The sequence below is a fragment of the Bradyrhizobium sp. BR 1432 genome, from assembly GCF_051547705.1.
Classification (GTDB): domain Bacteria; phylum Pseudomonadota; class Alphaproteobacteria; order Rhizobiales; family Xanthobacteraceae; genus Bradyrhizobium; species Bradyrhizobium zhanjiangense.
This window is the reverse complement of the sequence record NZ_JBPUGF010000003.1, coordinates 1,858,078-1,883,851: the sequence shown is the minus strand read 5'-3', so window position 1 is coordinate 1,883,851 and position 25,774 is coordinate 1,858,078. Positions and strand designations below refer to the sequence as shown.

Annotated in this window: 23 protein-coding genes, 2 tRNA genes and 3 pseudogenes; 19 read left to right on the top strand and 9 right to left on the bottom strand. The window is 65.3% G+C overall.

Going from position 1 to position 25,774, the window contains the following annotated elements; all coding sequences use genetic code 11:
* Window positions 1-171 precede the first annotated feature (171 nt).
* Window positions 172-1,340 (top strand): annotated as a pseudogene (locus tag ACSKB8_RS08970) (DNA topoisomerase IB).
* A gap of 110 nt (window positions 1,341-1,450) precedes the next feature.
* On the opposite strand, the gene ACSKB8_RS08965 reads toward ACSKB8_RS08970, so the two are convergent.
* On the bottom strand, window positions 1,451-1,906 hold the full coding sequence (locus ACSKB8_RS08965) for an SRPBCC family protein (protein WP_438103660.1): 456 nt from the start codon (window positions 1,904-1,906) through the stop codon (window positions 1,451-1,453).
* Between the two features lie 101 nt (window positions 1,907-2,007).
* On the opposite strand from ACSKB8_RS08965, the gene ACSKB8_RS08960 reads away from it, so the two are divergent.
* On the top strand, window positions 2,008-3,102 hold the full coding sequence (locus tag ACSKB8_RS08960; protein WP_438110463.1) for an adenylate/guanylate cyclase domain-containing protein: 1,095 nt from the start codon (window positions 2,008-2,010) through the stop codon (window positions 3,100-3,102).
* A gap of 77 nt (window positions 3,103-3,179) precedes the next feature.
* On the opposite strand, the gene ACSKB8_RS08955 is transcribed toward ACSKB8_RS08960, so the two are convergent.
* The 3 genes from ACSKB8_RS08955 to tsaD are packed head-to-tail and all read right to left on the bottom strand — an operon-like array spanning window position 3,180 to window position 5,652.
* Entirely contained in the window at window positions 3,180-3,593 is a 414-nt protein-coding gene (locus ACSKB8_RS08955; RefSeq protein WP_438103659.1) for an EVE domain-containing protein, read from the bottom strand.
* A gap of 2 nt (window positions 3,594-3,595) precedes the next feature.
* Window positions 3,596-4,576 carry an NAD(P)H-dependent glycerol-3-phosphate dehydrogenase gene (locus tag ACSKB8_RS08950; RefSeq protein WP_438103658.1) on the bottom strand — a complete coding sequence of 327 codons (981 nt, stop codon included), beginning with the start codon at window positions 4,574-4,576 and terminating at the stop codon, window positions 3,596-3,598.
* 2 nt (window positions 4,577-4,578) lie between these two features.
* Complete coding sequence (gene tsaD, locus ACSKB8_RS08945; protein WP_438103657.1) at window positions 4,579-5,652, bottom strand: tRNA (adenosine(37)-N6)-threonylcarbamoyltransferase complex transferase subunit TsaD; 1,074 nt, start codon at window positions 5,650-5,652, stop codon at window positions 4,579-4,581.
* Between the two features lie 151 nt (window positions 5,653-5,803).
* On the opposite strand from tsaD, the gene ACSKB8_RS08940 reads away from it, so the two are divergent.
* From ACSKB8_RS08940 to ACSKB8_RS08920, 5 genes and pseudogenes are all read left to right on the top strand, one after another.
* Window positions 5,804-6,550 carry a uroporphyrinogen-III synthase gene (locus ACSKB8_RS08940; RefSeq protein WP_438103656.1) on the top strand — a complete coding sequence of 249 codons (747 nt, stop codon included), beginning with the start codon at window positions 5,804-5,806 and terminating at the stop codon, window positions 6,548-6,550.
* A 72-nt stretch (window positions 6,551-6,622) separates the two neighbouring features.
* Complete coding sequence (locus tag ACSKB8_RS08935; RefSeq protein ID WP_438103655.1) at window positions 6,623-7,864, top strand: COG4223 family protein; 1,242 nt, start codon at window positions 6,623-6,625, stop codon at window positions 7,862-7,864.
* Between the two features lie 35 nt (window positions 7,865-7,899).
* Window positions 7,900-9,661, top strand: a pseudogene (locus ACSKB8_RS08930) (heme biosynthesis HemY N-terminal domain-containing protein).
* A 100-nt stretch (window positions 9,662-9,761) separates the two neighbouring features.
* Window positions 9,762-9,837, top strand: a tRNA-Thr gene (locus ACSKB8_RS08925).
* Between the two features lie 165 nt (window positions 9,838-10,002).
* A complete protein-coding gene (locus ACSKB8_RS08920; protein ID WP_438103654.1) occupies window positions 10,003-10,398 on the top strand; it encodes a hypothetical protein in 396 nt (131 codons plus the stop codon).
* A gap of 67 nt (window positions 10,399-10,465) precedes the next feature.
* Here ACSKB8_RS08920 and ACSKB8_RS08915 read toward each other — a convergent pair.
* Window positions 10,466-11,513, bottom strand: a pseudogene (locus tag ACSKB8_RS08915) (polysaccharide deacetylase family protein).
* 253 nt (window positions 11,514-11,766) lie between these two features.
* Here ACSKB8_RS08915 and ACSKB8_RS08910 point away from each other — a divergent pair.
* Both ACSKB8_RS08910 and ACSKB8_RS08905 read left to right on the top strand, forming a co-directional pair.
* A complete protein-coding gene (locus ACSKB8_RS08910; protein WP_438110461.1) occupies window positions 11,767-12,105 on the top strand; it encodes a hypothetical protein in 339 nt (112 codons plus the stop codon).
* A gap of 166 nt (window positions 12,106-12,271) precedes the next feature.
* A complete protein-coding gene (locus ACSKB8_RS08905; RefSeq protein ID WP_438103653.1) occupies window positions 12,272-12,487 on the top strand; it encodes a hypothetical protein in 216 nt (71 codons plus the stop codon).
* A gap of 106 nt (window positions 12,488-12,593) precedes the next feature.
* Here ACSKB8_RS08905 and ACSKB8_RS08900 read toward each other — a convergent pair whose 3' ends face one another.
* Window positions 12,594-14,282, bottom strand: a complete 1,689-nt coding sequence (locus ACSKB8_RS08900) for an MFS transporter (RefSeq protein WP_370989076.1) — start codon at window positions 14,280-14,282, stop codon at window positions 12,594-12,596.
* Between the two features lie 137 nt (window positions 14,283-14,419).
* On the opposite strand from ACSKB8_RS08900, the gene ACSKB8_RS08895 reads away from it, so the two are divergent.
* The 7 genes from ACSKB8_RS08895 (at window position 14,420) to ACSKB8_RS08865 (ending at window position 22,274) form a co-directional block, all read left to right on the top strand.
* On the top strand, window positions 14,420-15,793 hold the full coding sequence (locus tag ACSKB8_RS08895) for a hydrolase (protein ID WP_438103652.1): 1,374 nt from the start codon (window positions 14,420-14,422) through the stop codon (window positions 15,791-15,793).
* Window positions 15,794-15,827: 34 nt separating this feature from the next.
* Window positions 15,828-17,192: a cytochrome P450 gene (locus ACSKB8_RS08890; RefSeq protein WP_438103651.1), complete on the top strand. Its 1,365-nt coding sequence runs from the start codon at window positions 15,828-15,830 to the stop codon at window positions 17,190-17,192.
* 50 nt (window positions 17,193-17,242) lie between these two features.
* On the top strand, window positions 17,243-18,652 hold the full coding sequence (locus ACSKB8_RS08885) for an adenylate/guanylate cyclase domain-containing protein (RefSeq protein ID WP_438103650.1): 1,410 nt from the start codon (window positions 17,243-17,245) through the stop codon (window positions 18,650-18,652).
* A 286-nt stretch (window positions 18,653-18,938) separates the two neighbouring features.
* Window positions 18,939-19,427, top strand: a complete 489-nt coding sequence (locus ACSKB8_RS08880) for a TerB family tellurite resistance protein (protein WP_438103649.1) — start codon at window positions 18,939-18,941, stop codon at window positions 19,425-19,427.
* 221 nt (window positions 19,428-19,648) lie between these two features.
* The gene (locus ACSKB8_RS08875) at window positions 19,649-20,428 is read left to right on the top strand and encodes an SDR family NAD(P)-dependent oxidoreductase (RefSeq protein WP_370989081.1); all 780 of its coding nucleotides are present in this window, start codon (window positions 19,649-19,651) and stop codon (window positions 20,426-20,428) included.
* A gap of 126 nt (window positions 20,429-20,554) precedes the next feature.
* Window positions 20,555-21,361: a glutamine amidotransferase gene (locus tag ACSKB8_RS08870; RefSeq protein ID WP_438103648.1), complete on the top strand. Its 807-nt coding sequence runs from the start codon at window positions 20,555-20,557 to the stop codon at window positions 21,359-21,361.
* A gap of 100 nt (window positions 21,362-21,461) precedes the next feature.
* A complete protein-coding gene (locus tag ACSKB8_RS08865) occupies window positions 21,462-22,274 on the top strand; it encodes an enoyl-CoA hydratase (RefSeq protein ID WP_438103647.1) in 813 nt (270 codons plus the stop codon).
* Window positions 22,275-22,378: 104 nt separating this feature from the next.
* Here the strand turns inward: ACSKB8_RS08865 and ACSKB8_RS08860 are convergent.
* A tRNA-Ala gene (locus ACSKB8_RS08860) sits at window positions 22,379-22,454 on the bottom strand.
* 187 nt (window positions 22,455-22,641) lie between these two features.
* Here ACSKB8_RS08860 and ACSKB8_RS08855 point away from each other — a divergent pair.
* The 3 genes from ACSKB8_RS08855 to folD are packed head-to-tail and all read left to right on the top strand — an operon-like array spanning window position 22,642 to window position 24,175.
* On the top strand, window positions 22,642-22,932 hold the full coding sequence (locus ACSKB8_RS08855) for a YggT family protein (RefSeq protein ID WP_091882830.1): 291 nt from the start codon (window positions 22,642-22,644) through the stop codon (window positions 22,930-22,932).
* Window positions 22,933-22,947: 15 nt separating this feature from the next.
* Window positions 22,948-23,280 carry a DUF167 domain-containing protein gene (locus tag ACSKB8_RS08850; protein WP_370989085.1) on the top strand — a complete coding sequence of 111 codons (333 nt, stop codon included), beginning with the start codon at window positions 22,948-22,950 and terminating at the stop codon, window positions 23,278-23,280.
* Between the two features lie 10 nt (window positions 23,281-23,290).
* Window positions 23,291-24,175, top strand: coding sequence for a bifunctional methylenetetrahydrofolate dehydrogenase/methenyltetrahydrofolate cyclohydrolase FolD (gene folD, locus ACSKB8_RS08845; protein ID WP_438103646.1), 885 nt, complete (start codon window positions 23,291-23,293; stop codon window positions 24,173-24,175).
* Window positions 24,176-24,360: 185 nt separating this feature from the next.
* Here the strand turns inward: folD and ppa are convergent, their stop codons facing one another.
* Both ppa and ACSKB8_RS08835 read right to left on the bottom strand, forming a co-directional pair.
* Window positions 24,361-24,897 (bottom strand): inorganic diphosphatase, encoded by a 537-nt coding sequence (ppa, locus tag ACSKB8_RS08840; protein ID WP_438103645.1) that lies wholly within the window; start codon window positions 24,895-24,897, stop codon window positions 24,361-24,363.
* A 179-nt stretch (window positions 24,898-25,076) separates the two neighbouring features.
* Entirely contained in the window at window positions 25,077-25,586 is a 510-nt protein-coding gene (locus ACSKB8_RS08835; RefSeq protein WP_008136728.1) for a GNAT family N-acetyltransferase, read from the bottom strand.
* Window positions 25,587-25,774: the final 188 nt, after the last annotated feature.

Sequence of the window (25,774 nt, the reverse complement as noted above, 5' to 3'; positions counted from 1 at the left end):
ACTCTCCGGAACAGGCCTGGAGGTATTTAGAAACCTTTCCTCACTGATTCGGGACTCGCATTACGGTTCGGAACACCCTAAATGGCCAACCCGGGATCCCAACGAGGCTCCTGGAACAAAAATCAGAATAATCGCATTGATCGATAACAGGCAGGGTTAAGGCATAAGACTATGATGGATCAGCAGAATCTCGGCGCGATGCGGCCTGCTTCCGCCGATCCTGCGGCCGTTGCCCTCGCCAAAGCCCTCGGACAATGGCCGAAACCGGCCGGTTTCAGGCGTCTCAGCCCCAAAAAGACCTTCGACACGACGTCGGCGGCGACGGTCGAGGCGCTCGCCAGGGGACTGGGCCTGCGGCTCGGCGATCAGAACGAACTGACCATTCGGCGCATCAAGCGCGGCAAGGGCTATTCCTTCGTCCGCCCGAATGGTGCGCATATTCGCGACGCCCGCACCATCCGCCGGCTGCACGCCATGGCGGTGCCGCCGGCCTATCGCGAGGTGCGCTACTCCGCCGATCCGAGCTCGCATCTCCAGGCCGTGGGACGCGATGCCGCGGGCCGGCTGCAATATCGCTATCACGCCGACTGGGAGAAAGTCCGCGAGCACCGCAAGGCGCATCGCCTGGAGAAGCTCGTCGGCGCGCTGCCAAAAATCCGGCGCAAGGTCTCGGCGTTCCTGTCGGGCGACGAGCCGACGCGTGAATTCGCACTCTCGGCTGTCATCGAACTGATCGCCCGCACCGCGATCCGCCCCGGCAACGAATCCTATGCCCGTCTCAACGGCACTCGCGGCGCCACCACGCTGCTCAAGTCCAACGTCACGCTGGAAGATGATTGCTTCGTGCTGACCTTCAAGGCGAAGGGCGGCAAGGCGGTGCGGAAAGAGTGCGACGCGGCCAAGCTGGTGCGCGCCATCGGCATTTTGCAGGGCGTCCGGGTAAGCGCATGTTCCAGTATCGCGACGCCTACGGCATCGTGCGCGCGGTCAATACCACGCAGGTGAATGCGTTTCTGCGCGAGATCGCCGGCATCAAGATCTCGCTGAAGGATTTTCGCACGCTGATGGCATCCGCCGTCGTCGTGGAATCCTTGTCACGGATCACGCCGGCGACCAGCCAGCACGGCCGCAAGAAGCAGGTGCTGGACGCGATCCGCGCCGCCGCCGACCAGCTCTCCAACACGCCGGCGATTTGCCGCAAGAGCTACGTCCACGATACCATCGTCACCGCCTTCGAGGATGGCATCCTCGAACGCTTCGCCGCGACCATGAAGGGTCAGCGCTCGCAGGCGAGGCGCGAGCAGCTTCTGGCCCAGGTGGTGGCGACCGCGGCGGTTTAGCGTCGCGCTCCCGTAGGGTGGGCAAAGCGGAGCGTGCCCACCATTTCTGCTGCGGTGTTGGGATAGATGGTGGGCGCGGCGCAAGTGCGCCTTTGCCCACCCTACAGTCCCTACGACTTCTCGGACACGCCTTTGTCGGGACCGGGATCGTTGCCAGCCGCTGCGATCGTGAGCCGTTCCAGATAATGCGCCCAGCCCTTTGCATGCGCGGCTGCCTGCTCTTCCGTCGGCAGCCCGCTATGGGTCATCCGCATCAAAGTGCCGCCGTCGTGCTCAATCAGGTCGATCTCAATCAGGCTCGAGCCGGGCGGCACCTCCTGTCCGCCCTCCCAGCCGAACGTGTAGGCGAGACGATGCACCGGCACGACCTCGCGGAAGGCGCCGCGGGCGACGCCACCGCGCGGGCCGACGCCCTTCAGCAGATAGAGCCCGCCGGGATGCGGCTCCGTGGTCGCGTCGGAACCCATCCAGCTCAAAATCTTCTCAGGGTCGGTCAGATAGGCGAAAACAGTGGCGCGTGGGGCGGCGATCTGGGTCTCGCGTCGCACTATGAACGGTTCGGTCATCGGCGATCATTCCTGGGCTGACACTCGGACATGGCGGCGCCAGAGCGGTCCGTCAAGGATTGCCCGTGACAAAGACGGCGTGCCTTCGTCATGATCGCGCCATGCAGCTCTCTCCGACGCTCGCCTGGCTTGTCGATGCCGCCTCAGACAGTCCCGGGGCGGACCGCCTGCTTGCGGAACTCGGCGCCCATCTGGTTGCTGATGGCGTGCCGCTTGCGGCTGGCGCCCTGACGCTGGAGGTGCCGCACCCGCTGATCGCGAAGCGAACCTGGTTGTGGCGTGCCGACAGCGGTCGGGTGATCGAAGCGCTCGGCTTTGCCCCGGGCGGGCTGGCACCGGACCCGCCCAACGATGCCGGCCGCCGCTGGCTGCGCGACATCGCGGGCGGTGAGGTGCATGAAGACATCGTCGGACGAGTCGATGGGCCGTTGCTCGGCTGGATCGGGCCGCGTCCGTTCACGGCCGAGGAGATCGAGCAGCTGCGCCAAGCTGCACGTTTTGCCGCGACGCCGCTCGCCGTGCTCGCCGCGCGCGCCACGCTGCGGGCGACGCTGGACGCCTATCTCGGCAAGCGCAGTGCGGAGCGGGTGCTGGCGGCGCCGCTGCGACGCGATCTCGGCGAGACCATTCAGGCCGCATTGCTCTATGCCGATTTGCGCAACTTCACCAGCTTGTCGGAGACCAGTCCGCCGGCTGGTGTCATCGCGGCGCTCGATGCATGGTTCGACAGGATCGCCGGCGCCGTTCACGCCTTCGGCGGCGAGGTGCTGAAATTCATCGGCGACGGCGTGCTCGCGATCTTTCCCGTGATCGAGGCGTCGCCGCGCCGCGCCTGCGATGCCGCTCTGCGCGCGGCAGGCGCGGCCGAAGCCGGGATGGTGTATCTCAACGCGGAGCGCCGCGGCCAGGGCTTGCCGCCGCTCGCGTTCGGTGCCGCACTTCATCTCGGCGAGATGCTCTGGGGCAATATCGGCGCTGCCAACCGGCTCGATTTCACGGCGATCGGTCCCGCCGTCAATCTCGCCAGTCGGCTCGAAGGGCTATGCAAGCCGTTGGGGCGGACCGTGCTCGTGTCGGGCGCGCTCGCCGCAGAGACGGATACGCCCCTCATCGCGCTCGGATCGCATTCGCTGCGCGGCATTGCCGCGCCATGCGAGGTCTTTGCGCTGCCGGAGACGCAAGCGCGGACATCGTAGCCCGCATCAGCGCAGCGATATGCGGGCTGCAGCGCTCCCGGATATCGCTTCGCTCATCCGGGCTACAGCCCCTGCTCCTAAACCCCACCCATCTTGCAGACGAGCTTCCACTCCTCCGCCGTCACCGGCTGCACCGACAGGCGCGAATATTTCACCAGCGCCATGTCTGCGAGCTTCTTCTCGGCCTTGATCGCGGCCATCGTCACCGGTGTCTTTAGCGGCTTGTCGGCCTTGATGTCGACGCAGACGAATTTCTCCGTCTTGTCGGTCGGGTCCGGATAGGCCTCCTTGATGATCTCCGCGATGCCGACGATCTCCTTGCCCTCGTTGGAATGATAGAAGAACGCCTTGTCGCCCTTCTTCATGGCAACGAGGTTCTGGCGTGCGGTGAAGTTGCGCACGCCGGTCCAGGCCTCGCCCTTGGCGCCCTTCGCCACCTGCTGGTCCCAGGACCACACCGACGGTTCGGATTTCACCAGCCAGTACGCCATGTTCATTCCTCTGCCTTGAAGGGGCGTGTCAACAGCCCCGAGATCGCGGCGTCAATCGTGCTCCGGCCGCTCAGGATCGAAGCGACCGCTTCTGATACCGGCATCTCGATGTTTTGCGAAGCCGCAAGCTCGATCAGCACCGGCGCGGTGGACTCGCCCTCGGCGAGCTTGCCCGCGGGCGGGTTCTCGCCGCGGCCCAGCGCGAGGCCCAGCGCGAAATTGCGTGATTGCGGACTCGAGCAGGTCAGAATGAGATCACCGAGCCCGGACAGGCCCGTGAGCGTCTCGCTGCGCGCACCAAGCGCGCGACCAAGGCGAGTGAGCTCGGCGAAGCCGCGGGTCGTGAGCGCGGCCTGGGCCGAGGCGCCGAGCTTGCGCCCGACCGCGATGCCGATCGCGATCGCCAGCACGTTCTTGGCCGCGCCGCCGATCTCGACACCTCGGATATCGGTGGAATGATAGGGACGGAATGTCGCCGAGCCCAGCGCCTGCACCAGGCTGCTGGCCAGCGCTTCTTCCTTCGCGGCCAGCGTCACAGCGGTCGGCAGGCCGCGCGCGACGTCGTCGGCAAAGCTCGGGCCGGACAGGATCGCCGGCTGCGCGCTCGGTGCGGCTTCGGCGATCACCTCGGTCATGAATTTGTGGGTGCCGTGCTCGATGCCCTTGGCGCAGGCGACGACGGGGACCGGCCTTGCAATGCGCGAGGCCAGCAGGTTGACCGCGCCGCGCAAGTGCTGCGCGGGCGCTGCGATCAGCAGCATGTCGGCACGCGCGGCGAGCGCCAGATCGCTCGTCACGACAATCTCCGGAGCGATCCGTACGCCGGGCAGCCGCGGATTGTCGCGCGTCGCGGCAATCCGCGTCGCGTGTTCGGCATTGCGCGCCCACAGCGTCACGTTCCGCCCTGCCCGCGCCGCCACGGTTGCCAGCGCCGTGCCCCAGGCGCCTGCTCCGATCACGGTGACGGAGTCGAACGCGGTCATTACTAGAATCCCGCCCGCGTGTTGCCGTAGCCGGCCGGTGCCGTCGCGTTGGCGTCGAGCAACCAGCGTGCGCGGGGCTGCGCTTCCATCGTGTCTGTCATGCCGAGCGCGAGGCGCTCGGCGCCGGCCCAGGCGATCATCGCGCCGTTGTCGGTGCAGAGCGCGGGCGGCGGCATGATCAGCTGGGTCCCGGCTTGCTGCGCGACATCGAGCAGGGCGCCGCGGATGGCCTGATTGGCGGCAACGCCGCCGGCGGCCACGAGTGCGCGTGGCGCGCCGAACTGCTCGCGGAAAAGTCTTAGGCCGACGCTCAGCCGGTCCGCCGTCGAATCCAGCACGGCGGCTTGAAAGCTCGCGCAGAGGTCGCTGATGTCCTGCGGCGTGAGCTCGGCGATGCGGCTTGCTTCGTTGCGGACCGCCGTCTTCAAGCCCGACAGCGAGAAATTGGCATCGGGACGCCCCTGCATCGGGCGCGGGAAGGCGAAGCGCATCGCATCGCCGCTTGCCGCCGCGCGCTCGACCTGCGGACCGCCGGGATAGGGCAGGCCCAGCATCTTCGCGACCTTGTCGAAGGCCTCGCCAATGGCGTCGTCGACCGTGGTGCCGAGCCGCACATACTGGCCGACGCCAGTGACCGCGACGATCTGGGTATGTCCGCCCGAGGCGAGGAACAGGCAATAGGGGAATTCGATCCCGTCGGTGAGACGCGGCGTCAGCGCATGCGCCTCAAGATGATTCACCGCGATCAGTGGGGTGTCGTGCACCATCGCGATCGCCTTGGCGGTGGTGAGCCCGACGATGACGCCGCCGATCAGCCCCGGCCCCGCCGCCGCGGCGACACCGCCCAGCTGGGCGAAGCCGACGCCGGCCTCGCTCATGGCGCGGTCGATGATGCCGTCGAGCAGATCGACATGGGCGCGGGCGGCGATCTCCGGCACCACGCCGCCGAAGCGTGCGTGCTCCTCGACCTGCGACCGCACGATGTTGGACAGGATCTTGCCGCTGCCGTCAGGCGCACGCTCGATCACGGCCGCGGCGGTTTCGTCGCAGGTGGTTTCGATGCCCAATACCAGCATTGGCGAATTGTTATCCAATTTGCGCCCTTGCGCTCATCCGTAAAGCAGAGTTCTGGTACGTCCGGTAGCATTCCGGGGATGGCTTGCGCAATCGTCACGCACGGCCGTCCTCGTAAATGCGCCACCGCCACGTGGTTCGGGAACACCAGCGATGTCCATTCTTGTCACACGACCGCATCCCGACAATGAGGCGACGGCGGAGAGTTTGCGCGCGCGGGGGCATGTGGTGCTGCTTGCGCCGGTGCTCAAGTTCGAGCCGGTCGCCTTTCATGACGAGAGCGAGACGAACTATAACGGCGTCATCGTTACATCGGCCAATGCAATCCGTGGCGTCACAGCGCAATTGCGGGACCTTGGTTTGTTGGAGCTGCCGCTGTTTGCGGTCGGCGAGCACACGGCTACTGCGGCGCGCGACGCCGGCTTTGCCGAGGTGATCGTCGCCGGTGGCGACGCTGCGGCCTTGCGCAACAAGGTGGTGCAGAGCGCGCGCGACAAGGTGCTGAAGAAAAAGAGCACGCTGCTTTACCTCGCGGGTGCGGATCTGTCGCGTGACCTCGGCAACGAGCTCGGCGCCGAAGGATTCAATGTGGTCACGCAGACCACCTATCGCATGGCTCCGGTCAAGTTGCTGCCACGCGAAGTTTGCGACGGCTTTGCCGCCCATGGGATCGAGGCGGTGCTGCACTATTCGCGGCGCAGCGCGCGGGCGTTTCTGGACGCGGCGCGGGACGAAGGTGTCGAAATCTCGGCACTGGCGATACCGCAATGCTGCCTGTCCGAGACGGTTGCAGGCGTGCTGCGCGAAGCTGGCGCGTCGCAGGTTCTGGTGGCGGCGACGCCGGACGAAAATGCCTTATTCGACACCTTGGAGCGTGCTTTGCGCACCCGTTTGGCGTAAGAGGTCGGGCCGAATCCGACGCAATCGGATCCGAAGGATCTGTGCAAGGTATGGATGTGAGGAACCGTCAAGATGGTCGATGACAAGCCTGAAGACGCAGGATTGGCCCCCGACAGCGGTCGTGCCAAGCGCACCCCGCCCACCATCGACCTCGAGGCGACCGAAGTCTCGACCCAGCCGCAGCAGGCGGCGGGCGAGCCCGAGGCTCAGGCGGCGCCGGAGCGCGCCGAGACCGAGTCGTCACAATCCGAGCAGGTCAAGTCCGAACATGCTGATGCTGAGCCGGAGCGTGATAAGGGGCCGGCCGCCGTTGCATCCGCGCCCGTCTCTCCGCCGATTTCACCCTGGGTCGTTGCTCCGCTCTCCGGCGCTGTCGCAGCGGCAGTCGTGATCGCGGTCGGCTGGATGCTGGGCTGGCCCGCCGTGCAGGCGCCGCCTGCCGCACCGCAAGTCACGAGTGCGACGATCGATGCGCTCAGCGGCCGCGTTGCCGCGGTCGAAGCCAAGGCTGGCAAGCCCGTGGCCGATCCGGCGATGGCGGCGCGGATCGACGCACTGGAGAAGTCCGCCAGCAGCCTGCGCGGCGACATCGCCAATTTGCGCGCGCAGTCCGACAAGGCGGCGAGTGCACTGAACGACGTGAAATCCGCTTCAGGTGCTGCCGCGCCCGATCTTAGCGCTCTCAACGACCGCATCGCGCAGCTCGAGCGCGCCGGCAGGACCGAACGGGCCGAGCTGGCGCAGCAGGGCGAGAAGATCGCCGACGCCAAGACGGTGGACGACAAGCCGCTGCGCCATGTCGTGGCGGCGGCCCTGCTCGACGTCGCCGTTCGCCATGGCGATCCCTATCAACAGCAACTGGCCGCGGCGCGGTCACTGGCGGCGAAACCCGAAATGCTGAAGCCGCTCGACAACTTTGCATCGTCAGGCATCCCGACGCCGGTCGCGCTGAGCCGCGAGCTTCTCAACATCGTGCCGAAACTGTCGCCGCCGGCGGAAACCCAGACCGGCGGCAGCGGTATCGTCGACCGCCTCCAGGCCGGCGCATCGAAGCTCGTCCGCATCGAACGCACCGACGGCGTCGGCAATGATCGCGGTGCGATCGTGACGCGCGTCACCGCGGCGGCGCTACGCAACGATTTCGCGGAGGCACGTCGCGAGCTGAAGTCGCTGCCGGAGGCCGATCGCACCGCGGCGCAAGCCTGGCTCGACAAGGCCGATGCCCGCGACGCCGCGCTCGCCGCGTCCCGCAAATTCGCCGACGATGCCATGGCGGATCTCGCCAAATCTGATCCGGTCAAGCCTGTTCAATAAGGTTCGCGCAACAATCAGCGCGTATAGAGATCACCATGCTTCGCATCGTCCTCTTTCTCATTCTGATCGCGCTGGCGGCGGCCGGCGGAGCCTGGGTTGCCGATCAGCCCGGCGATTTGGTCCTGACCTGGGGCGGTCTCCGTGCCACGACGACGTTTCCCGGGTTCGTGCTCGGGCTCGGCATCTTCGCAGCCGCGATCGTGCTGGTCTGGAGCATCCTGACCATGATCTGGCGCACGCCGGGGCGTCTGCGCCGCCGTCGTCATGAGAAGCGCCATGCCCGCGGCCGCCACGCCATCACCCACGGCCTGCTCGCGATCGGTCATGGCGACACCGCGCTCGCCCGTCGGCATGCGGAAGCGGCGCGGCGGCATGCGCCGAACGATCCGCTCGCGCTGCTCTTGCACGCGCAGTCGGCGCAGCTCGAAGGCAATCGCGATGAAGCGCAGCGCGTCTTCCGCGCCATGGCCGAGCGTGATGACACGCGGCTGCTCGGCCTGCGCGGCCTGTTCATCGAGGCGCAGCGCGCCGACGATGCGGTCGGCGCCGTGATGATCGCCGAGGAAGCCATCAAATTGTCGCCGTCCTCGACCTGGGCCTCGCAGGCGGTGCTCGGCTTCCGCTGCGCGCGCGGCGACTGGAGCGGCGCGCTCGCGATCCTCGATTCGAATCTCGTCAGCTGGCCTGATCGACAAGCAGACCTATCGCCGGCAGCGTGGCGTACTGCTCACCGCGCGCGCGCTGGAATTGGAGACCATGGACCGCGACGTCGCGCGCGAGAGCGTGATGGAGGCGGTCAAGCTCGCACCGACTCTCGTGCCGGCCGCGGTGCTCGCCGCGAAATTCGAGAGCGAGGCGCATCAGGTGCGCCGTGCCATGAAGCTGGTCGAGGCCGCCTGGCTCGCCAATCCGCATCCCGATCTCGCGGATGCCTATGCCCATGTGAAGCTCGGCGATTCCGCGCGGCAGCGCTTGCAGCGGGTCGAGACGCTCGCGGCCAAGACGCCTGCCGACAACCCCGGCCATGTCGAGGGCCAGCTCGCGATCGCGCGCGCTGCGATCGATGCCTCCGAGTTCGCCCGCGCGCGCGAGGCGCTCGCGCCTTACGTCAACGATCCGACCCAGCGCGTCGCGCTGCTGATGGCCGAGATCGAACGCACCGAGCATGGCGACGGCGGCCGTGCCCGCGCCTGGACCTTGCGCGCGGTGCGGGCCCGCCACGATCCGGCCTGGACTGCAGACGGCTATGTCAGCGACCGCTGGCGTCCGGTCTCCCCGGTCACCGGCCGTCTCGATGCGTTCCAGTGGCAGACACCGGTCGCGAGCCTTCCTTCCGACAAGGGCGCCACGATCGAATCCTCGGCCTTCGAGGAGGCCATGCTGGCGGCCCCACCGCCGAAGCGGGTGACGGCGGCGGCCAGCGAAGCTCCGGTGGAACCGCCGGTGGCGGCCCCAGTGCCGGCGCCGGCCGCCCAGGACAATTCGCCCCCTCAGGCCAAGGAACCTGCCAAGGAAGCTGTCAAGGAAGAGCCGACCGTCACCCCCGCCGAGCCGACTGATCCCGCCCCCGCGCCCGTCGAATCATCGCCGCCGGCGGCAACGCCGGTGTTCCGGAGCCGGGCCGACCTCGGCAAACCCGGACCGGCCCCCATCCCTGCCGTGATCCCGATCGTCCGCGCGCCTGACGATCCCGGGATCGACGACGAGGGCCCGAGCGATGAATTTACGGAACAAATCGGCACGCCGAAGGCCCAGGCCGGCGGCTGGCGCGGATTCTGGTCCCGCTGGGGCGCGTGAGACGCATTTCAAACGCCGCTTGTCCTTGCCAATTCGGGCCATGCCCGATATCAGGGGCGCGCGTATCGGGGCCGGCATCGTCCTGGCTCCGGCAGGGTTCGCCGCAATAGCTCAGTCGGTAGAGCACGTCATTCGTAATGACGGGGTCGGGGGTTCGAATCCCTCTTGCGGCACCAGCGCCTCAGTTCATCCGATCTCCGCAAGCCCGGCGTTTTGACCAGCACATCCAGCCTGCTTGAGCACACGGTTCAAGACTGCACGGCAGCCTGCGTGATCATGATCACGTAACCTCAGGCGCGCTTCCCGTAACGTCCAGCCACGCCAACACGGGGAGACTTCATATGCGCAAGATCATTCTGGTTGCCGCCATGCTCCTGGCTTCCGCGCCGGCCCAAGCAGGCGGGTCCCGTAGTCTGTCGCTGGCCGCAGCAGGCGAGCAGACCTCCGCGCCGCAAACCACGACGTCGGCGACCGCCACCGCGACGACGCAGCTGAGCGAAGTCGCGCCAACCACGGAGGCTCCGAAATATTCCGATCGTCCGCCGGCAGTGTCGCTTTCTGCGCCGGCTGCGGCGACCGCTCCGGCCGTGACGACGCCCACGACGACCTCTGTGCCGGTCACGACGACCAAGCCTGCCACCAAGACGACGGCAAGGGCGGACAAGCCGAAGCACAAGCGCAGCTGGACCGAACGCCGCATCATCAGCGAGCTGCACCGTCACGGCATCTACTGGTAAGCCGCTCGCCCAAAGCAAATGGCCGGGCGAAGGCCCGGCCATGCGCATATTGAAGCGGTGGTCGCGGTTATTGCGAAACCGTCTGCACCACGCTTCCGATCGGACGTGCGCTCGAGGTCGGCACCTTCAGGTCCTTCAGCAACGCCTCGTCATATTCCGGCAGCGTCTGGAAGCTCGTCTTGGCCTTCATCTGCACCACCTTGTAACCGCCGGCCTTGAGCCGCGCGAGCAGGGCCGGCAAGGCTTCGCCGGTGTGCTTCTGGAAATCGTGCATCAGGATGATGCCCTTGCCGAGCTTGTCCAGCCTGGTCATCACGGTCTCGACGATCTTCTCCGGCGTGGCGCCCTTCCTGAAGTCGAAGGAGTCGATGTCGGTCGAGAACATCGCGACGTTGCGGGTGCCGAATAGGTCACCATCGCCGGATTGTGCTGAAGCTGTGGGAAGCGGAAGAACGGCGCCGGGTTGGTGCCGAGCGCGAATCTCACTGCGCTGAAGCCCTTCTCGACCTCGTCCTTGACCTGTTGCTCGGTCATCTTCTTGCTGTTCAGGTTGACATGCGACCAGGTGTGCGTGCCGACCGTGTGGCCCTGGGCCAGCACCTGGCGCAGGATCTCCGGATGATAGGTCGCGTGCTTGCCGACCGAGAAGAACAGGCCTTTCGTGCATTCATCCGCGAGCGCCTTCAGCACCGCGGGCGTGTTGACCGGCCACGGACCGTCGTCGAAGGTCAGCACGACCTCCTTCTCGGTGAGAAAGTCGAACTGCTTGAAGTGCTCGAAGCCGAAGCCGGGACCCCCTGTGGTGTCGATCTCGACCACCCGGGCAACGCCCAGCGCGTTCGGATTGGCGCAGGCCTGTTCTGCTGCACCAGCATGGCGGCGGCGGGCGCAGGTGCCGGAGCAGCTGCCGCCGGCTTGGCCGCGATCGCCGCGGTGGTCTCGACGTCATCCTTGGCGGCGAGCTTCGCTGGTGCCGGCAATGGATCGGCGGCACGGGCGGCAACTGTCTTGGGGGCGCCCTGATCGGCGCGCGCGGAATAATAAAACCAACCGCCGGCGGCAATCACGACCGCCGCAACTACACTGGCCAGCATCAGGCCCAACGCATTACGCATCGCTATTCTTTCCAATTACGCAACCAAACCGGCGGAATTTCCCGCGCGACGAGCCATTAATGCGAAGGAACAGTTAACGTGACACCAACGCGACAGCGGTTACGGAGGAATTTCAGCGAGGTGCGCCAAAGTGACTGAGGTCACAGAGGCTGTGTCTGCCGTGACTGTCATCACAGTGGAAACCGTTTTGCCGGAGCATCGTAGTTCTCATCAACAACGGGCGCCGTTCCGACGGCACCAATGGGAGCTTCAAATGACCAAGTCTTCTTCTGCCAAGTCTCTTTCTGGCAAATCTCTTTCTACCAAGTCCCTGACGACCAAGATCCGCGACACCAGCCTGGCCCTGAGCTTTACCGCCATCGTGTCGATTGTCTCGACGACCTCGAGCTTCGCCTTCACGGCCGAGGCGCAGCAGATGTGCACCGGCGATGCATTCCGCCTCTGCTCGGCGGACATCCCCAACATCCCGAAGATCACGGCGTGCATGATTAAGCATCGTTCTGACCTAAGCGCCGGCTGCCGCGCGGTGATGGACAAGGACCTCGCCAAGGGCGCCTCGCGCAAGGTCGCTGACGCGCAGGACAAGCAGTAAGCAACGCGGCGATCGTTGCGTCCCTTAGCTCCCTCGCGACTGCGCCCCGGCGTTAAGCCGGGACCATGCGGCGGCACGTTGCAGCCAATCAACAAAGCCGTTGCGGCCTCGGGATCATCGCACTAGCTTCGCCCGCACATTTCTTCCGGGTAAGAGGCATTGCGCGATGACCAGATTTCTTTTCATTATTCCCTTGCTGCTGTGCGCATCGAGCGCGTTCGCGCAGCAGCAGCCCGGCCACGATGCCTGCGCGCGTGATGTCAGCCGCTTCTGCCGGCCCGTGATGAACAATGGCGATGGCGCCGTGCTCGCCTGCCTGAAGCAGAACCGCACCCGGCTGAGCAAAGGCTGCGACAAGGTGCTGACGGATCACGGGCAGTAGTGGTTTTCGTAGCCCGGATGGAGCGGAGCGTAATCCGGGGTTCTGTTTCCGCGGTGAGACCGTCCCGGATTGCGCTTCGCTCCATCCGGGCTACAGGTTGACAGACTTACGTGCTGCTCCCCGCTGCAGTCGCGACCACCGGCAGCACCTCGCTATTGGCGCGGTCCGGCGTATCCTCTTTCCAGCGCACTGAGCCGAACGGACGTTCAAGCATGCGCCTGATCCGCACTGGTTCGGGACCGATGTGGAAATCGATCGCCTGCTGATGCAGCGCGCGTTCGGATTGGGTCGAGCGGTTGCGCTGGCGTAGATAGTCGAGCCAGGTCGGACAATGATAGCGCTCGGTCCATAATTCCGGATCGGCGATGTCGCGCGCGATCGACCAGCCATAGGCACCATTGCGTTGCCTGGAGAGCTGCACGTCCTGCATCACATTGTGGAAGGCGCGGGCATTCTCCTGGCTCACCCGGTATTCGATCTCGACCACCAGTGGCCCACTGCGGCCCGTCAGCGACAGCTTCACCTCGGGATCGGCCAGCACCTCGGCATCCTCGTTGCGCGCGCCGACGCGCGGCATCGCCAGCCAGATGCCGAGCAGCGGCGAGATCAGCATCAGGCCGGCCGCGACCAGGAGCGCGACCTCGACCCCGGCATAGTCGGTGAGATGGCCCCAACCCCAGGCGCCGATCGCGATGCCGCCCGAAATCGAGGCCTGGAACGCCGCAAGCGAGCGACCGGCGACCCAGCGCGGCGCCGAGAGCTGCACGCCGATATTGAACAGCGCCACCGCGGCCATCCAGACCGCACCGGCCAGCACCAGCGCGGTCGCGGTCAGCACCGGCTCCGTGCTCAAGGCGAGGGCGGCCATCGCGAGCGCCATCGAGATGGTGCAGGCGCGGATCGCCGCCTCGCCGCTCATGCGCTTGCGCAATTCATGGATGTTGAGCGCGCCGACCACCGCGCCCATGCCGAAGGCGCCGAGCATGATGCCGTAGGTCTGCGCGCCGCCATGCAAGAGGTCGCGCGCGACCAGCGGCATCAGCGCCATCACGGCGCCGCCGATCAGGCCCATCACCAGCGTGCGCAGCAGCACGATCTTGATCGGCGGCGAGTTGGTGATGTAGCGGAAGCCGGAGACCATGGCGCGGTTGAGCTTTTCCCGCGGCAGGCGCGAGGGCTCGGTACTGCGTCGCCACAGCAGCAGCACCACCAGCAACGGCAGATAGAGGACCGCGTTGCAGGCAAACGCGGCGACTGCGCCGGCCGCGGCGACGATGACGCCGCCGACCGCAGGACCGAAGCTGCGCGCGATGTTGTAGCTGATGCCGTTCAGCGCCACCGCGGACGGCAGCGCATCGGGCGGCACCTGCTCGCTGACCGAGGACTGCCAGGCAGGTCCGAACAATGCATTGCCGCTGCCGACGACGAAGCAGAACGCCAGCAGCGTTTCCGGCGTGATCAGCTTGAGCCCGGCCAGGATCGTGAGCGCGGTGGCGCCGGTCAGCGCGATCGACAGTGAGACCAGGGTGACGATGCGGCGGTCATACATGTCGGCGATGGCGCCGGCCGGCATCGAAATCAGCATGATCGGCAACATCAGCGCGGTCTGCACCAGCGCCACCTTGTCGGCCGAGGCCGCCATCTGCGTCATCGCCCAGGCGGCACCGACGCCCTGGATCAGGAGGCCGAGATTGGAGAGCAGGCTGGCGAGCCAGATGCGCCGGAATACGGTGTACCGCAGGGGTGCGGTGATGCCCTCGGCGGCAATTCTCTGGCGGTTCGTCTGCTCGGTCATATCCCCTTCCATATCGGGTGTCAGAAGTGGTCGTGGTGATTCCGGCCAATTCAGTGATGCCTGCGAAAGTCCTTCGCTGTCCAGTGGTTAGGTCGGTATAAGCGGTGCAAAGAGGCATTTGCCGGGGGAGGGAACAGATGAAGCTGTCGCGACGGACGATCCTGCAAGCAGTAGGCAGCTTGCCTTTCGCAGTTGCGAGCTTGCGGGCAGGCGCGATGGCGCAAACCGCACCTGCCGCCACGCCAAGCACTGAGCTGCCGCCGATCCTGTTCGTCCACGGCAATGGCGACTACGACGCGCTCTGGATCACGACCTTGTGGCGGATGGAATCCAACGGCGTCGCGCGCGATCGCATGGCGGCGATCAACTTCACTGATCCGCTGGCGCGGAGCGACGACAAGGTCGAGCAGGCGAACCGGTCCTCGACCGAGGACCAGCGCCGCGAGCTCACGGCCGCCATCGCTGACTTGAAGCGCCGTACCGGCGCGTCCCGCGTGGCGCTGGTCGGCAGCTCGCGCGGCGGCTATGCCATCCGCAACGTCATCAAAAATGGCGGTGCCGGGGATGTCAGTCACGCCATCTTGTGCGGCACGCCCAATCACGGCGTGTTTGCGACCGACGATACGCCCAACAACGAGTTCAACGGCCGCGGCGCATTCCTGCGCGGCTTGAACGAGGGCGAGAGCGAGGTGACGCCGGGCACAGCTTTTCTCACCTTGCGCAGTGACGGCCTGGACAAATATGCCCAAGCCGACGGGCGTTTCATCGGAAAGCCCGGCGTCCCGACCGGTGTTACCGCCGAAGGGCCGGAGCTGAAGGGCGCCACCAACCTCGTGCTTGGTGCGCTCGATCATCGAGAGGTTGCGTTTCATCCGCGCGCTTTTCGGGAGATCTACAAGTTCATCGCCGGCCGCGAGCCCACGCGCATCGCGATTGTGCCGGAGCCAACCGTGAAATTGAGCGGTTTGGTCACGGGCACGCCGGGCGGCGTATCGACCAACCGTCCGGTGGCGGGCGCAACCGTCGATGTCTTCCGCGTCGATCCTGATACCGGTGAGCGCAAGGGCGGCGCGCTGCACAGCGCAAAGACCGGTGCCGACGGCCGCTGGGGACCGGCGCAGGTCGATCCGGCCTGGTCGCTCGAATTCGTCCTGGTCTCGCCCGACGCGCCGACGACGCACATCTACCGCTCGTCATTCCCGCGCTCGTCCGACGTCGTGCACCTGCGTCCCGCGCGTCCGCTCGGGCCGGCTGACAAGGACGCAGGAGCTGTCGTGATCATGTCGCGGCCGCGCGGCGATTTCGGCCTGCCGCGGGACGTGGTGCTGCTCGACGGCAAGGAGCCGGCCGACGTCAAACCGGGCGTGCCCACGGATGCGGCAGCAACCCTGCGGCTTCCGGCGAGCGAGATCGGACGTAACATCGTGGCCCAATTTGGCGAAGAACGGATTGTGGCACGCGCCTGGCCCGCCGCCGAGAACAGGATTGCGATCGCCGAGCTGACTTACTAGCTATTGACCTGCGTCACTTCTGCGGGAGCGAGCCATGAACATCGCAAGCCTGCGTCGGCCCCTCATCCCTCCGACCCCGCCGCGTGCGCCGGATGACATGTCGTTCTTTGGCAAGCTCGCGGTGATCCGCCAGAACATGATCGCGACCTGGGGACAGCGTGCCTATGAGGAAGACGTCCTCCCGGGCCGCTTTTTTTTCCGCAACAGTTTCATCCTCAACCAGCCGGACGCGATCCGGCACGTCCTGCTCAGCAATTACGAGAACTATACGCGCACGCCGGCGGGCATCCGCATGCTGCGCCCCGTGCTCGGTGACGGCCTCCTGATTGCGGAAGGTCATTCCTGGACGTTTCAGCGCCGCACGCTCGCGCCGGCCTTTACGCCGCGCGCCACCGCAAATCTCGTCCCGCACATGACGGCGGTGCTCGACGAGACCATCACAAAGCTCGATACGCGAGTAGGCGAGCCGGTCGATCTGCGCGAGGTCATGCAGCGCATGACGCTCGAGATCGCCGGACGCACGATGTTCTCGTTCGGCATGGACCGGCATGGCGCGACCTTGCGCAATTTCATCATGGAATATGCCGCACGGCTGGGACGAGCTTATTTCCTCGACATGGTGCTGCCCGTGTCCTGGCCGAGCCCGATGGATTTTGCACGGGCGCGGTTTCGCAAGCGCTGGACCGAATTCGTTGCCATGCTGATCGCCCAACGGCGCGCGGCCGGCAAGAAGGACGGCGCGCCACCGCGCGACCTGTTCGACCTCATGGACGAGGCGCGGGATCCTGAAACGGGCAAGGGCTTTTCCGACGAACAGCTCGTCGACGAGGTCGCGACCATGATCCTGGCAGGTCACGAGACCACAGCGACGGCGCTGTTCTGGGCGCTCTATCTGCTGTCGCTCGATCCTGACACGCAGGAGGAGGTCGCCACTGAGACCCGCGGCGAACATCTCGACAGCATCGCCGACATCGATCGGCAGAAGTTCACCCGTGCCGTGATCGAGGAGACGATGCGGCTCTATCCGCCCGCCTTCCTGGTCGCGCGTGCCGCGCGCGATAAGGACAACGCGGCCGGCATCGAGATCGGCAAGGGCGATATCATCATGATCGCGCCGTGGCTTTTGCACCGGCACGAGAAACTGTGGGATCAGCCGAACGCGTTCATTCCAAAGCGCTTCATGTCGGCGGAGCCCGATCGCTTCGCATATCTGCCGTTCGGCGCGGGGCCACGCGTCTGTATCGGCGCGCCGTTTGCGCAAGCCGAATCGGTGCTGGCGCTGGCCCGGCTGATCGGTGCGTTCCGCGTCGAGCTTGCCGATACCGTTCCCGTGATCCCGCATGGCGTCGTCACGACCCAGCCGGACCACTCACCCATGTTCCGCATCACCCGTCGGTAACGGACCCTCGTCTGGCCGATGGCGTGATCCAGCTTAGACAGAGCCCCGCCATGAGCGACATCCAGGCCCAGTTTTCCGTTCTGAAGCAGACCGCCGATGCAAAGGTGGTCGATGCGATTGCGCGCCTCATCGAGGACGGCGAGGATCACGAGCTCAACCGCGTCAATGTCCTCGATTTCTCCAGGCATCACGGCCTCGACGAAGAGCGCGTCATCTCGGCTTTCCTGCATTCGGCCAGGCTCGGTCTGTTCGATCTCGGCTGGAACGTGCTGTGTCCGGGCTGCGGCGGCGTGCTGGGCGCTCACTCGACGCTGAAGGCGCTCAAGCCCGACGACTATCACTGCGCGCTCTGCGCCTGCGGCTACAAGGCGTCCGTCGACGACCAGGTCGAGGTCTCTTTCACCGTGAATCCGCGCGTCCGGCGCATCGCGGCGCACGATCCCGATACGCTTCCGGTGTGGGAGTATTTCAAGCAGGTGTTCTGGAGCTCCGGCGTCGACTTCAACAAGGAATTGTTTGCGACGCTGGCCAACGAGGTGACGCTGGATACGATGGAGCTGCCGGCCGGCGAGAAGGCGACGATGTCGCTGCAATTGCCGAGCGATTTCGTCATCATCTTCGAGCCGGTGACGCACGCCGCTCATTTCATCGATGTCCAGGGCGAGCCGACCAAGGACCGTCAGCAGCTCGCCATCATGTACAACAAGGTGCAGGCCCCGACGGGAACGACGACCATGCGGCCGGGTCCGCTGCGGCTATCGCTGGAAAACCAGGCCGGTGTGCGCGTGCTGCCGTCGGTGTTCATCGCGGCCGAGGCGCTTCATCATCTCATCGGCAAGCGTAAGCCGTTCCTCACCGCCAAGCGGATGCTGTCGAACCAGACCTTCCGCGACGTCTTCAAGGCGGACAATCTCAGTCTCGACCAGCGGCTCCAGATCACCTCGCTGACGTTCCTGTTCACCGACCTGAAGGGATCGACCGCGCTTTATGAGCGGGTCGGCGATCTCGCCGCCTTCGATCTCGTGCGCGCGCATTTCCACGCGCTGCTCGAGATCATCTCATCCGAGAAGGGCGCGGTGGTGAAAACGATCGGCGATGCCGTGATGGCGACCTTCGTCCGTCCCGAGCACGCCATCGTCGCGGGCCTGCGGATGCGGGCGGCGATGGACGAACTCAACAAGCGGCGCGGCGCCAACGATCTCATTCTCAAGATCGGCATCCATGAAGGTCCATGTCTTGCGGTGATGCTGAACGAGCGCCAGGATTATTTCGGCCAGACCGTCAACATCGCCTCGCGCGTGCAAAGCCTGTCGACCGCGCAGGAAATTCACATCACCGGCCCGGTGCTTGATGTGCCGGCGGTTGCTGAAATCCTTCAGCAGCGCGAGATCAAGCCGATCCAGAAGCAGGCCGCGCTGCGCGGCATCGCCGACAAGATGGTGGTGTATGAGATACCGTGAGGACATTCACTGTCGTCCCGGCGAAGGCCGGGACCCATACCGCGTGACCTCTCGGTTGCGAATGGACACAGCAAAAAACGACCAATCTTCACCGAACTACACCCTGTGGTTATGGGTCCCGGCCTCCGCCGGGACGACCCCGAGGGGTGCTTCAAATCACGACAACAGATTGCCGAAACGTAATGCAGCGCGCGGAACTGACGTACATTGCGCCGGTTGAGTTTGCTGCTCATATAGTGCTGGTAACAGCCGCCTCTCGCGGCTTCATCGATCTCGGTAGGACTTTATGCTCGACGGCCTGCGCCAATTCATCGCCGACATTGTTACTCCCCATGACCAGGACCGCGCATTTGGCGACAGCGACTATCGGCTGGCGGCCACGGCGCTGCTGATTCACGTGATCTCGCTGGACGGCCAGCCGAGCCCAGCCGAGCAGCGCAAGCTGCACAGCCTGATCGAAAGCCATTTTGGGCTCGATCGCGGCACTGCGGATCGGCTGATCGCCGACGCCACCCAGGTCGAGGGCGAGGCGGTCGATCTCTATCATTTCACCAGCGTCATCATGCGCTCGCTCGACGAGGAGGGTCGCAAACGCATCGTGCAGATGATGTGGGAGCTGGTCTATGCCGACGGTCAGGTCAGCGAATTCGAAGACAACGTCGTCTGGCGCGCCTCCGACCTGCTCGGGATATCGCAGCGCGACCGGATCGACCTGAAGCACGCCGTCGCGGACCGTGTCGGCGGCCAAGTCAAGGACAGCGCTGTCGGCGGCTGACGGCTTTCGACACGACTGATCGCGGCCTACCCGGGCACATGACGAAACTTTAATTTATCCGCCGCCTGCGCTGAATCCGCCTGCAAATCAACGGTTTTTCAGCGCGGCCTGTCGTTCTGCTCAAGCGGCCATGCTGGCGGCGCAGCTTGCATGTCGCGCGCGGCCTGTGCTCTCGTTCCGCCATTGCGGGGCCAAAAACTTGAATTCAAGAGTTTTCGATCGTGACTGAGCGGGTGACGCTGATCACCGGTGCCTCGGCGGGCATCGGCACGGAGCTGGCGCGTGTGTTTGCTGCCAATGGGCATCGCCTCGCATTGACGGCGCGCCGGACGGATCGGCTGGAGGCGCTCGCGAACGAGCTTGCCGCCAACGGCGGCAAGAAGCCGATCGTGATCGCCTGCGATCTCGAGCAAGCGGATGCCGGCAAGACCATCGCGGCAGCACTTGCCGCCGAAGGCGTCGAGCTCGATCATCTCGTCAACAATGCCGGCTTCGGCGTGTTCGGTGATGCGATCGAGCGCGATCGCGTTGAGCAGCTCGGCATCGTCGATGTCAACGTCCGGGCCCTGACGGACCTGTCGCTGCGCTTTGCCGATCAGCTCATCAGGAACAAGGGCGGTCTTCTCAATGTTGGATCGGTCGCCGGCTTCCTGCCTGGCCCCGGCATGGCCGTCTACTACGCCTCCAAGGCCTATGTGATTTCGTTCACCGAAGCCTTGCGGGCGGAGCTCGCGCCGCGCGGCGTTCGCGTCACCGTACTTTGCCCGGGTCCGGTGCCCACCGAATTCCAGGCGCGCGCCGGCGTCGGCTCCCAACATGATACCGCCGTTCTCAACGTCTCCGCCGCCGAAGTTGCACGCGATGCATATCGTGGCCTGATGGCCAACAAACGGGCAGTGCTGCCTGGTCTGGGCATCAAGATTGTGCCGTTGGCGCTGCGTTTCTTCCCGCGCGGCTTCATCCTGGCCGCTACCAGCCGGTTTCAGAGGCGCCGGCACTAGAGAAAACTTTGAAGCACCGTAGTGGCCCGGAGCTTGCTTCAGTCGGGTGTGTGTGCGCGAACTCACACGATGTTAACCATCGCTTAGCTATGCTGGCGGTCTGAACCGATAGCACTCGCAGAGGCCATGTCGTTCCGGACGGACAGGTTTGGTGGCGCAGAATTGGTGCCCTTCCGAAGGAGGACGCCGGGCGCGGCCGCCTCCGCCTCCGCCTCCGAAGCCCGGTTGCCGGTTCTGATCGTCATGCATCAGGAATCCTCGACGCCCGGCCGCGTCGGCAATGCGCTGCGCGCGCTCGGCCATCGCCTCGACATTCGCCGTCCCCGCTTCGGCGATCCCCTGCCCGAGACGCTCGATCGGCATGCCGGCGCCGTGTTCTTCGGCGGCCCGATGAGCGCCAATGATTCCGACGACTACATCCGCCGCGAGATCGACTGGATCGAAATTCCGCTCCGTGAGCAGCGTCCGTTCCTTGGCATCTGCCTCGGCGCGCAGATGCTCGCGATGCAGCTGGGGGCCCGCGTCGCGCCGCATGCGGATGCGCTGACCCAGATCGGCTATTACCCGATCAGGCCGACCGCTGCGGGCCACGCGCTCTGCCCGGAGTGGCCTGCGCAGGTCTATCATTGGCATCGCGAGGGATTTGAGCTGCCGGTCGGTGCCGAGCTGCTCGCGGAAGGTGATGATTTTCCGGTGCAGGCGTTCCGAGTCGGCAACGCCTTCGGTGTGCAGTTTCATCCAGACGTGACCTACGCGATGATGCATTGCTGGACCACGCGCGGCTATGACGGCTTCAGCGCGCCCGGAGCGCGGCAGCGGCATCACCATTTCGCGGATCGTGCCGTCTACGACCTCGCGGAGCGCGCCTGGCTCGATCACTTCATAAATGGCTGGCTGGCGCGCCGGCCGGTGCTGGCGCAAGCCGCCGAGTGAATCGCGCCTCCGCGCAAGCCCTTGCCTCATCCCTTTATATGCTAGGCTCGTTCGCAACGCGCGCACGCGAGATTGCGCCGGCAAGCAAAGGGAGAGCGCCATGGCCTATGAACACATTCTCTATGAGGTGAGCGACAGGATCGCGACCATCACGCTCAATCGCCCGGACCGCATGAATGCGTGGACGCCGACGATGGAGCGCGACGTGCGTCACGCGATGGAAGCCTCAAGCGCCGACGACAATGTCCGCGTCATCGTGCTCACCGGCGCGGGCCGCGCCTTCTGCGCCGGCGCCGACATGGATGCGCTGAAAGGGCTCGATCCCGATGACGTCAGGCGCGCATCGAACCTGCCGCCGTTCGACATGAACCGCCGGCCGGATTGGCAGACGCGCTACGGCTTCTATCCGTCGATCGCAAAGCCCGTCATCGCCATGCTCAACGGCGCGACCGCCGGTATCGGCCTAGTCCACGCGCTCTATTGCGACCTGCGCTTTGCCGCCGACAATACGGTGTTCACGACCGCCTTCGCGCGGCGCGGCCTGATCGCCGAGCACGGCATCAGCTGGATGTTGCCGCGCATCGTCGGCCATGCCCATGCGCTGGATCTGTTGCTCTCGGCGAGGCGCGTGTCGAGCGACGAAGCGTTGCGGATCGGGCTGGTGAACCGGCTCTACTCGCCGGAAAAACTCCGCGAGGAGACCTATGCCTATGCGCGCGATCTCGCCGATTTCGTCTCACCGAGCGCGATGGCCGTGATCAAGCGGCAGCTTTACGAGGTGCCGTTCCAGACCCTGGCGGAGGCGACGATCGAGGCCAACCGCGAGATGATGGTGGCGCTGAACGGCAGCGATTTCCGGGAGGGCGTGGCGAGTTTTATGGAGAAGCGGCCGCCGAGGTTTACGGGGAGGTAGGGGACTCGAACCGTCCGTCTTCGCCCTGCGGGCTTCGCCGGACACCACGCTTCGCCCTTCGGGCTTCGCGCGGCTGCGCCACGCGTAGCCCGAAGGGCGAAGCGTGGTGGAGCCAGGCGGGATCGAACCGCCGACCTCGTCATTGCGAACGACGCGCTCTCCCAGCTGAGCTATGGCCCCTTTGCTGGCCGCTCTGGTGAACGCGGCCGACAACCGGGCGCCATTTAAGTCCCCGCCAAGGTCAAGTCAAGGACGGGTATAACCCGGTTTTGGCCATCCGGGCGCCGACTTCCCTTGTTTGGGTCGGGGGGAACCGATATCAAGCGAACGCCGTCAATCCCGACCGGAGCCAGAGTTCTCAAAAGCCATGCGTGCCGTTCTCGACATCGTCATCATCGTGCTCGATCTCTACGTCTGGCTGCTGATCGCGGCCGCGATCCTGTCCTGGCTGATCGCCTTCAACGTGGTGAACACCCGCAACCAGTTCGTCTCGGCGGTGGCGGAGTTCCTGTACCGGATCACCGAGCCCCTGCTGGCACCGATTCGCAATTTCCTGCCCAGTCTCGGCGGCCTCGACATCTCGCCGATCATCCTGATTCTGCTGATCATGTTCATCGAGCGGGTGATCCTGTACTACATCTACCCGAACGTGATCTAAGCGGGCTGGAGCGCCTTGGTTGCCAAAGAACCCTGGCGCATCTCTGCCGCAGGCGTCAGCATCGCGCTGCGGGTGACGCCGCGCGGCGGCCGCGACGACATCGACGGGATCGAGCAGCTCTCCGACGGCCGCAGCGTGCTCAAGGTGCGGGTACGCGCCATTGCCGATGGTGGCGAGGCCAACAAGGCTGTCTTGGTCCTGCTGGCGAAATCGCTTGGCGTGCCCAAGGCCAGCGTAAAATTGCTATCGGGAGCTACCTCGCGGTTGAAGCAGATCGCGGTCGACGGCGACCCGGTGCGGCTCGGAGAAGCCCTGCGCCAGCTCGTGTCGGCTAAATCGAAAGACTGAGGGAACTGACATGACCGCCAAAATCATCGATGGAAAAGTCATTGCCGCGGAGCTTCGCGGCCGCGTCGCCGAGGAGGTCGCCCGCGTCAAGCGCGAGCACAATCTGGTCCCCGGCCTCGCGGTGGTGCTGGTCGGCAACGACCCCGCCAGCGAGGTCTATGTCCGCTCCAAGCACACCCAGACGCAAGGCGCCGGCATGGCCTCGTTCGAGCACAAGCTGCCCGCCGACGTCTCGCAAGCGGATCTCCTGGCGCTCGTCGCAAAGCTCAACCGCGATCCGGCCGTGCACGGCATTCTGGTGCAACTGCCGCTGCCGAAGGGGCTGAACACCGAGGCCGTCATCAACGCCATCGATCCCGCCAAGGATGTCGATGGCCTGCATCCGAGCAATGCCGGCCGGCTCGCCGGTGGTTTTGAGGCGCTGTCGCCCTGCACGCCGCTCGGCTGCATCATCCTGACCAAAAGCGTGCACGCTTCGCTCGAAGGCATGAACGCCATCGTCATCGGCCGCTCCAACCTGGTCGGCCGTCCGCTGGTGCAATTGCTGCTGAACGAGAACACAACGGTCACGATCGCGCATTCGCGCTCGCGCGACCTGCCCGGCCTCGTGAAGCGCGCCGACCTCGTTTACGCCGCGGTCGGCAAGCCGGAGATGGTGCGCGGCGACTGGCTGAAGCCGGGCGCGACCGTGATCGACGTCGGCATCAACCGCATCCCCAAAGAAGACGGCAAGGCGCGCCTCGTCGGCGACGTCGCCTATCAGGAAGCGATTGGGGTTGCCGGTGCGATCACGCCGGTGCCGGGCGGCGTCGGCCAGATGACGGTCGCCTGCCTGCTGGTGAACACGCTGCGCGCCGCCTGCGCGATCGCAGGGCTGCCGAAGCCGGCGGTGTAGTTTTTCTTCACCTCTCCCCGCTTGCGGGGACAGGTCGGAATTCGCGCGAAGCGCGGATTCCGGGTGAGGGGGACTCTCCGCGGGTCCAACTCTGACCGTCTTTGTGGAGGTAGCCCCTCACCTCAACCCTCTCCCCGTAAGAACGGGGCGAGGGAGCACACCTTATTGTCCGGGATACCGAAGACTTAGGCCTTCTTTTTCTTCTCGCGATCCATGCCTTCGAGGATCAGCTTGTGCGCGTCCTCCGGGCCGCCCCAGCGCAGGATCTTCACCCACTTGCCCTTCTCGAGATCCTTGTAGTGCTCGAAGAAGTGCTGGATCTGCTGGAGCGTGATGTCCGGCAGGTCGGAATAGCTCTTCACCTTGTCGTAGCGCTGCGTCAGCTTCGATGACGGCACCGCCAAGATCTTCTCGTCGCCGCCGGCTTCGTCTTCCATGAACAGCACGCCGACCGGGCGCACGCTCATGACGGCACCGGGAATGATGGCGCGGGTGTTGATGATCAGGACGTCGCAGGGATCGCCGTCATCCGACAGCGTGTGCGGGATGAAGCCGTAGTTCCCGGGGTAACGCATCGGCGTGTAGAGGAAGCGATCGACGACGAGCGTGCCGGCCTCCTTGTCCATCTCGTATTTGATCGGTTCGCCGCCCACGGGGACTTCGATGATGACATTGACGTCGTGGGGTACGTTCTTCCCGATCGAGACCGCATCGATACGCATTCAAGGCTCCGTTGTTGCCGAGGTGAAATCGCGCCCGGCAGCGATTTTGGCGCTGTCATACGCGGGCTTGGCCCGCTGATCCATCGCGTTTTTGTGAAATAATGAATCCGGCGATCACCGACGCAAAAGGCGGGCGGTATCAACGGATGGAAAACGCTGCCGATGCAGGTTTCAGCAGCTCAATTGGTCCAAGCGAAGGCAACCTTGTCGAGCGACTTCGGCCCGAACCGCTCCGAGGAGCGCGCCACCATGCGGCCGCCCAGGGCACGGTAGAACTCGGTGGCCGGATCGTTGTCCGAGAGCGCCCACACCACCATGCTCTTCAGGCCGCTCTGCATCAGGTCGCGGCGGGCGGCGGCGAACAGGCGGCGGCCAAAGCCGAGGCCCTGGAATTCCGGCCGCAGATAGAGCTCATAGATCTCGCCGTCGAAATGCAGGCTGCGGGCGCGGTTGCGGCCGTAATTGGCGTAGCCCGCGATCTTGTCGCCGAACACCAGCACGCTGACGCGGCTGCCCTTGCGAATCGCGCTGTCCCACCACTGTGGACCGCGGCGGTTGATCAGCTTTTCCAGCTCCGCGCCGGGGATGATGCCCTGATAGGCCGAGCGCCAGGCTTCGTCATGGGTCGACGCCACCGCAGTTGCATCTGCGGCTTTGGCCGGCCGGACCTCGATCAGGGTTGTGCTCATGGAGGCGATCAAATCAAGTCGCCGCGCCGGCGGCAAGACCTATCGTTAATTATCGGTTAACGTGTGGACTTTCTGCATCAGTATTTCAAGCCCGTTGTCCCGAAAGAGGACACGCCGGCGTCTCGAATGGCAGTGGCCTGCCATGTGTCGGTGCAAAACTCGCTGCGGCAATGAATGAATGGTAATGG

Coding starts and splice junctions, on each gene's coding strand:
- ACSKB8_RS08965 (WP_438103660.1), bottom strand. CDS start 1,906: ATGACCGAACCGTTCATAGTGCGACGCGAGACCCAGATCGCCGCCCCA.
- ACSKB8_RS08960 (WP_438110463.1), top strand. CDS start 2,008: ATGCAGCTCTCTCCGACGCTCGCCTGGCTTGTCGATGCCGCCTCAGAC.
- ACSKB8_RS08955 (WP_438103659.1), bottom strand. CDS start 3,593: ATGGCGTACTGGCTGGTGAAATCCGAACCGTCGGTGTGGTCCTGGGAC.
- ACSKB8_RS08950 (WP_438103658.1), bottom strand. CDS start 4,576: ATGACCGCGTTCGACTCCGTCACCGTGATCGGAGCAGGCGCCTGGGGC.
- tsaD (WP_438103657.1), bottom strand. CDS start 5,652: ATGCTGGTATTGGGCATCGAAACCACCTGCGACGAAACCGCCGCGGCC.
- ACSKB8_RS08940 (WP_438103656.1), top strand. CDS start 5,804: ATGTCCATTCTTGTCACACGACCGCATCCCGACAATGAGGCGACGGCG.
- ACSKB8_RS08935 (WP_438103655.1), top strand. CDS start 6,623: ATGGTCGATGACAAGCCTGAAGACGCAGGATTGGCCCCCGACAGCGGT.
- ACSKB8_RS08920 (WP_438103654.1), top strand. CDS start 10,003: ATGCGCAAGATCATTCTGGTTGCCGCCATGCTCCTGGCTTCCGCGCCG.
- ACSKB8_RS08910 (WP_438110461.1), top strand. CDS start 11,767: ATGACCAAGTCTTCTTCTGCCAAGTCTCTTTCTGGCAAATCTCTTTCT.
- ACSKB8_RS08905 (WP_438103653.1), top strand. CDS start 12,272: ATGACCAGATTTCTTTTCATTATTCCCTTGCTGCTGTGCGCATCGAGC.
- ACSKB8_RS08900 (WP_370989076.1), bottom strand. CDS start 14,282: ATGACCGAGCAGACGAACCGCCAGAGAATTGCCGCCGAGGGCATCACC.
- ACSKB8_RS08895 (WP_438103652.1), top strand. CDS start 14,420: ATGAAGCTGTCGCGACGGACGATCCTGCAAGCAGTAGGCAGCTTGCCT.
- ACSKB8_RS08890 (WP_438103651.1), top strand. CDS start 15,828: ATGAACATCGCAAGCCTGCGTCGGCCCCTCATCCCTCCGACCCCGCCG.
- ACSKB8_RS08885 (WP_438103650.1), top strand. CDS start 17,243: ATGAGCGACATCCAGGCCCAGTTTTCCGTTCTGAAGCAGACCGCCGAT.
- ACSKB8_RS08880 (WP_438103649.1), top strand. CDS start 18,939: ATGCTCGACGGCCTGCGCCAATTCATCGCCGACATTGTTACTCCCCAT.
- ACSKB8_RS08870 (WP_438103648.1), top strand. CDS start 20,555: ATGTCGTTCCGGACGGACAGGTTTGGTGGCGCAGAATTGGTGCCCTTC.
- ACSKB8_RS08865 (WP_438103647.1), top strand. CDS start 21,462: ATGGCCTATGAACACATTCTCTATGAGGTGAGCGACAGGATCGCGACC.
- ACSKB8_RS08855 (WP_091882830.1), top strand. CDS start 22,642: ATGCGTGCCGTTCTCGACATCGTCATCATCGTGCTCGATCTCTACGTC.
- folD (WP_438103646.1), top strand. CDS start 23,291: ATGACCGCCAAAATCATCGATGGAAAAGTCATTGCCGCGGAGCTTCGC.
- ppa (WP_438103645.1), bottom strand. CDS start 24,897: ATGCGTATCGATGCGGTCTCGATCGGGAAGAACGTACCCCACGACGTC.
- ACSKB8_RS08835 (WP_008136728.1), bottom strand. CDS start 25,586: ATGAGCACAACCCTGATCGAGGTCCGGCCGGCCAAAGCCGCAGATGCA.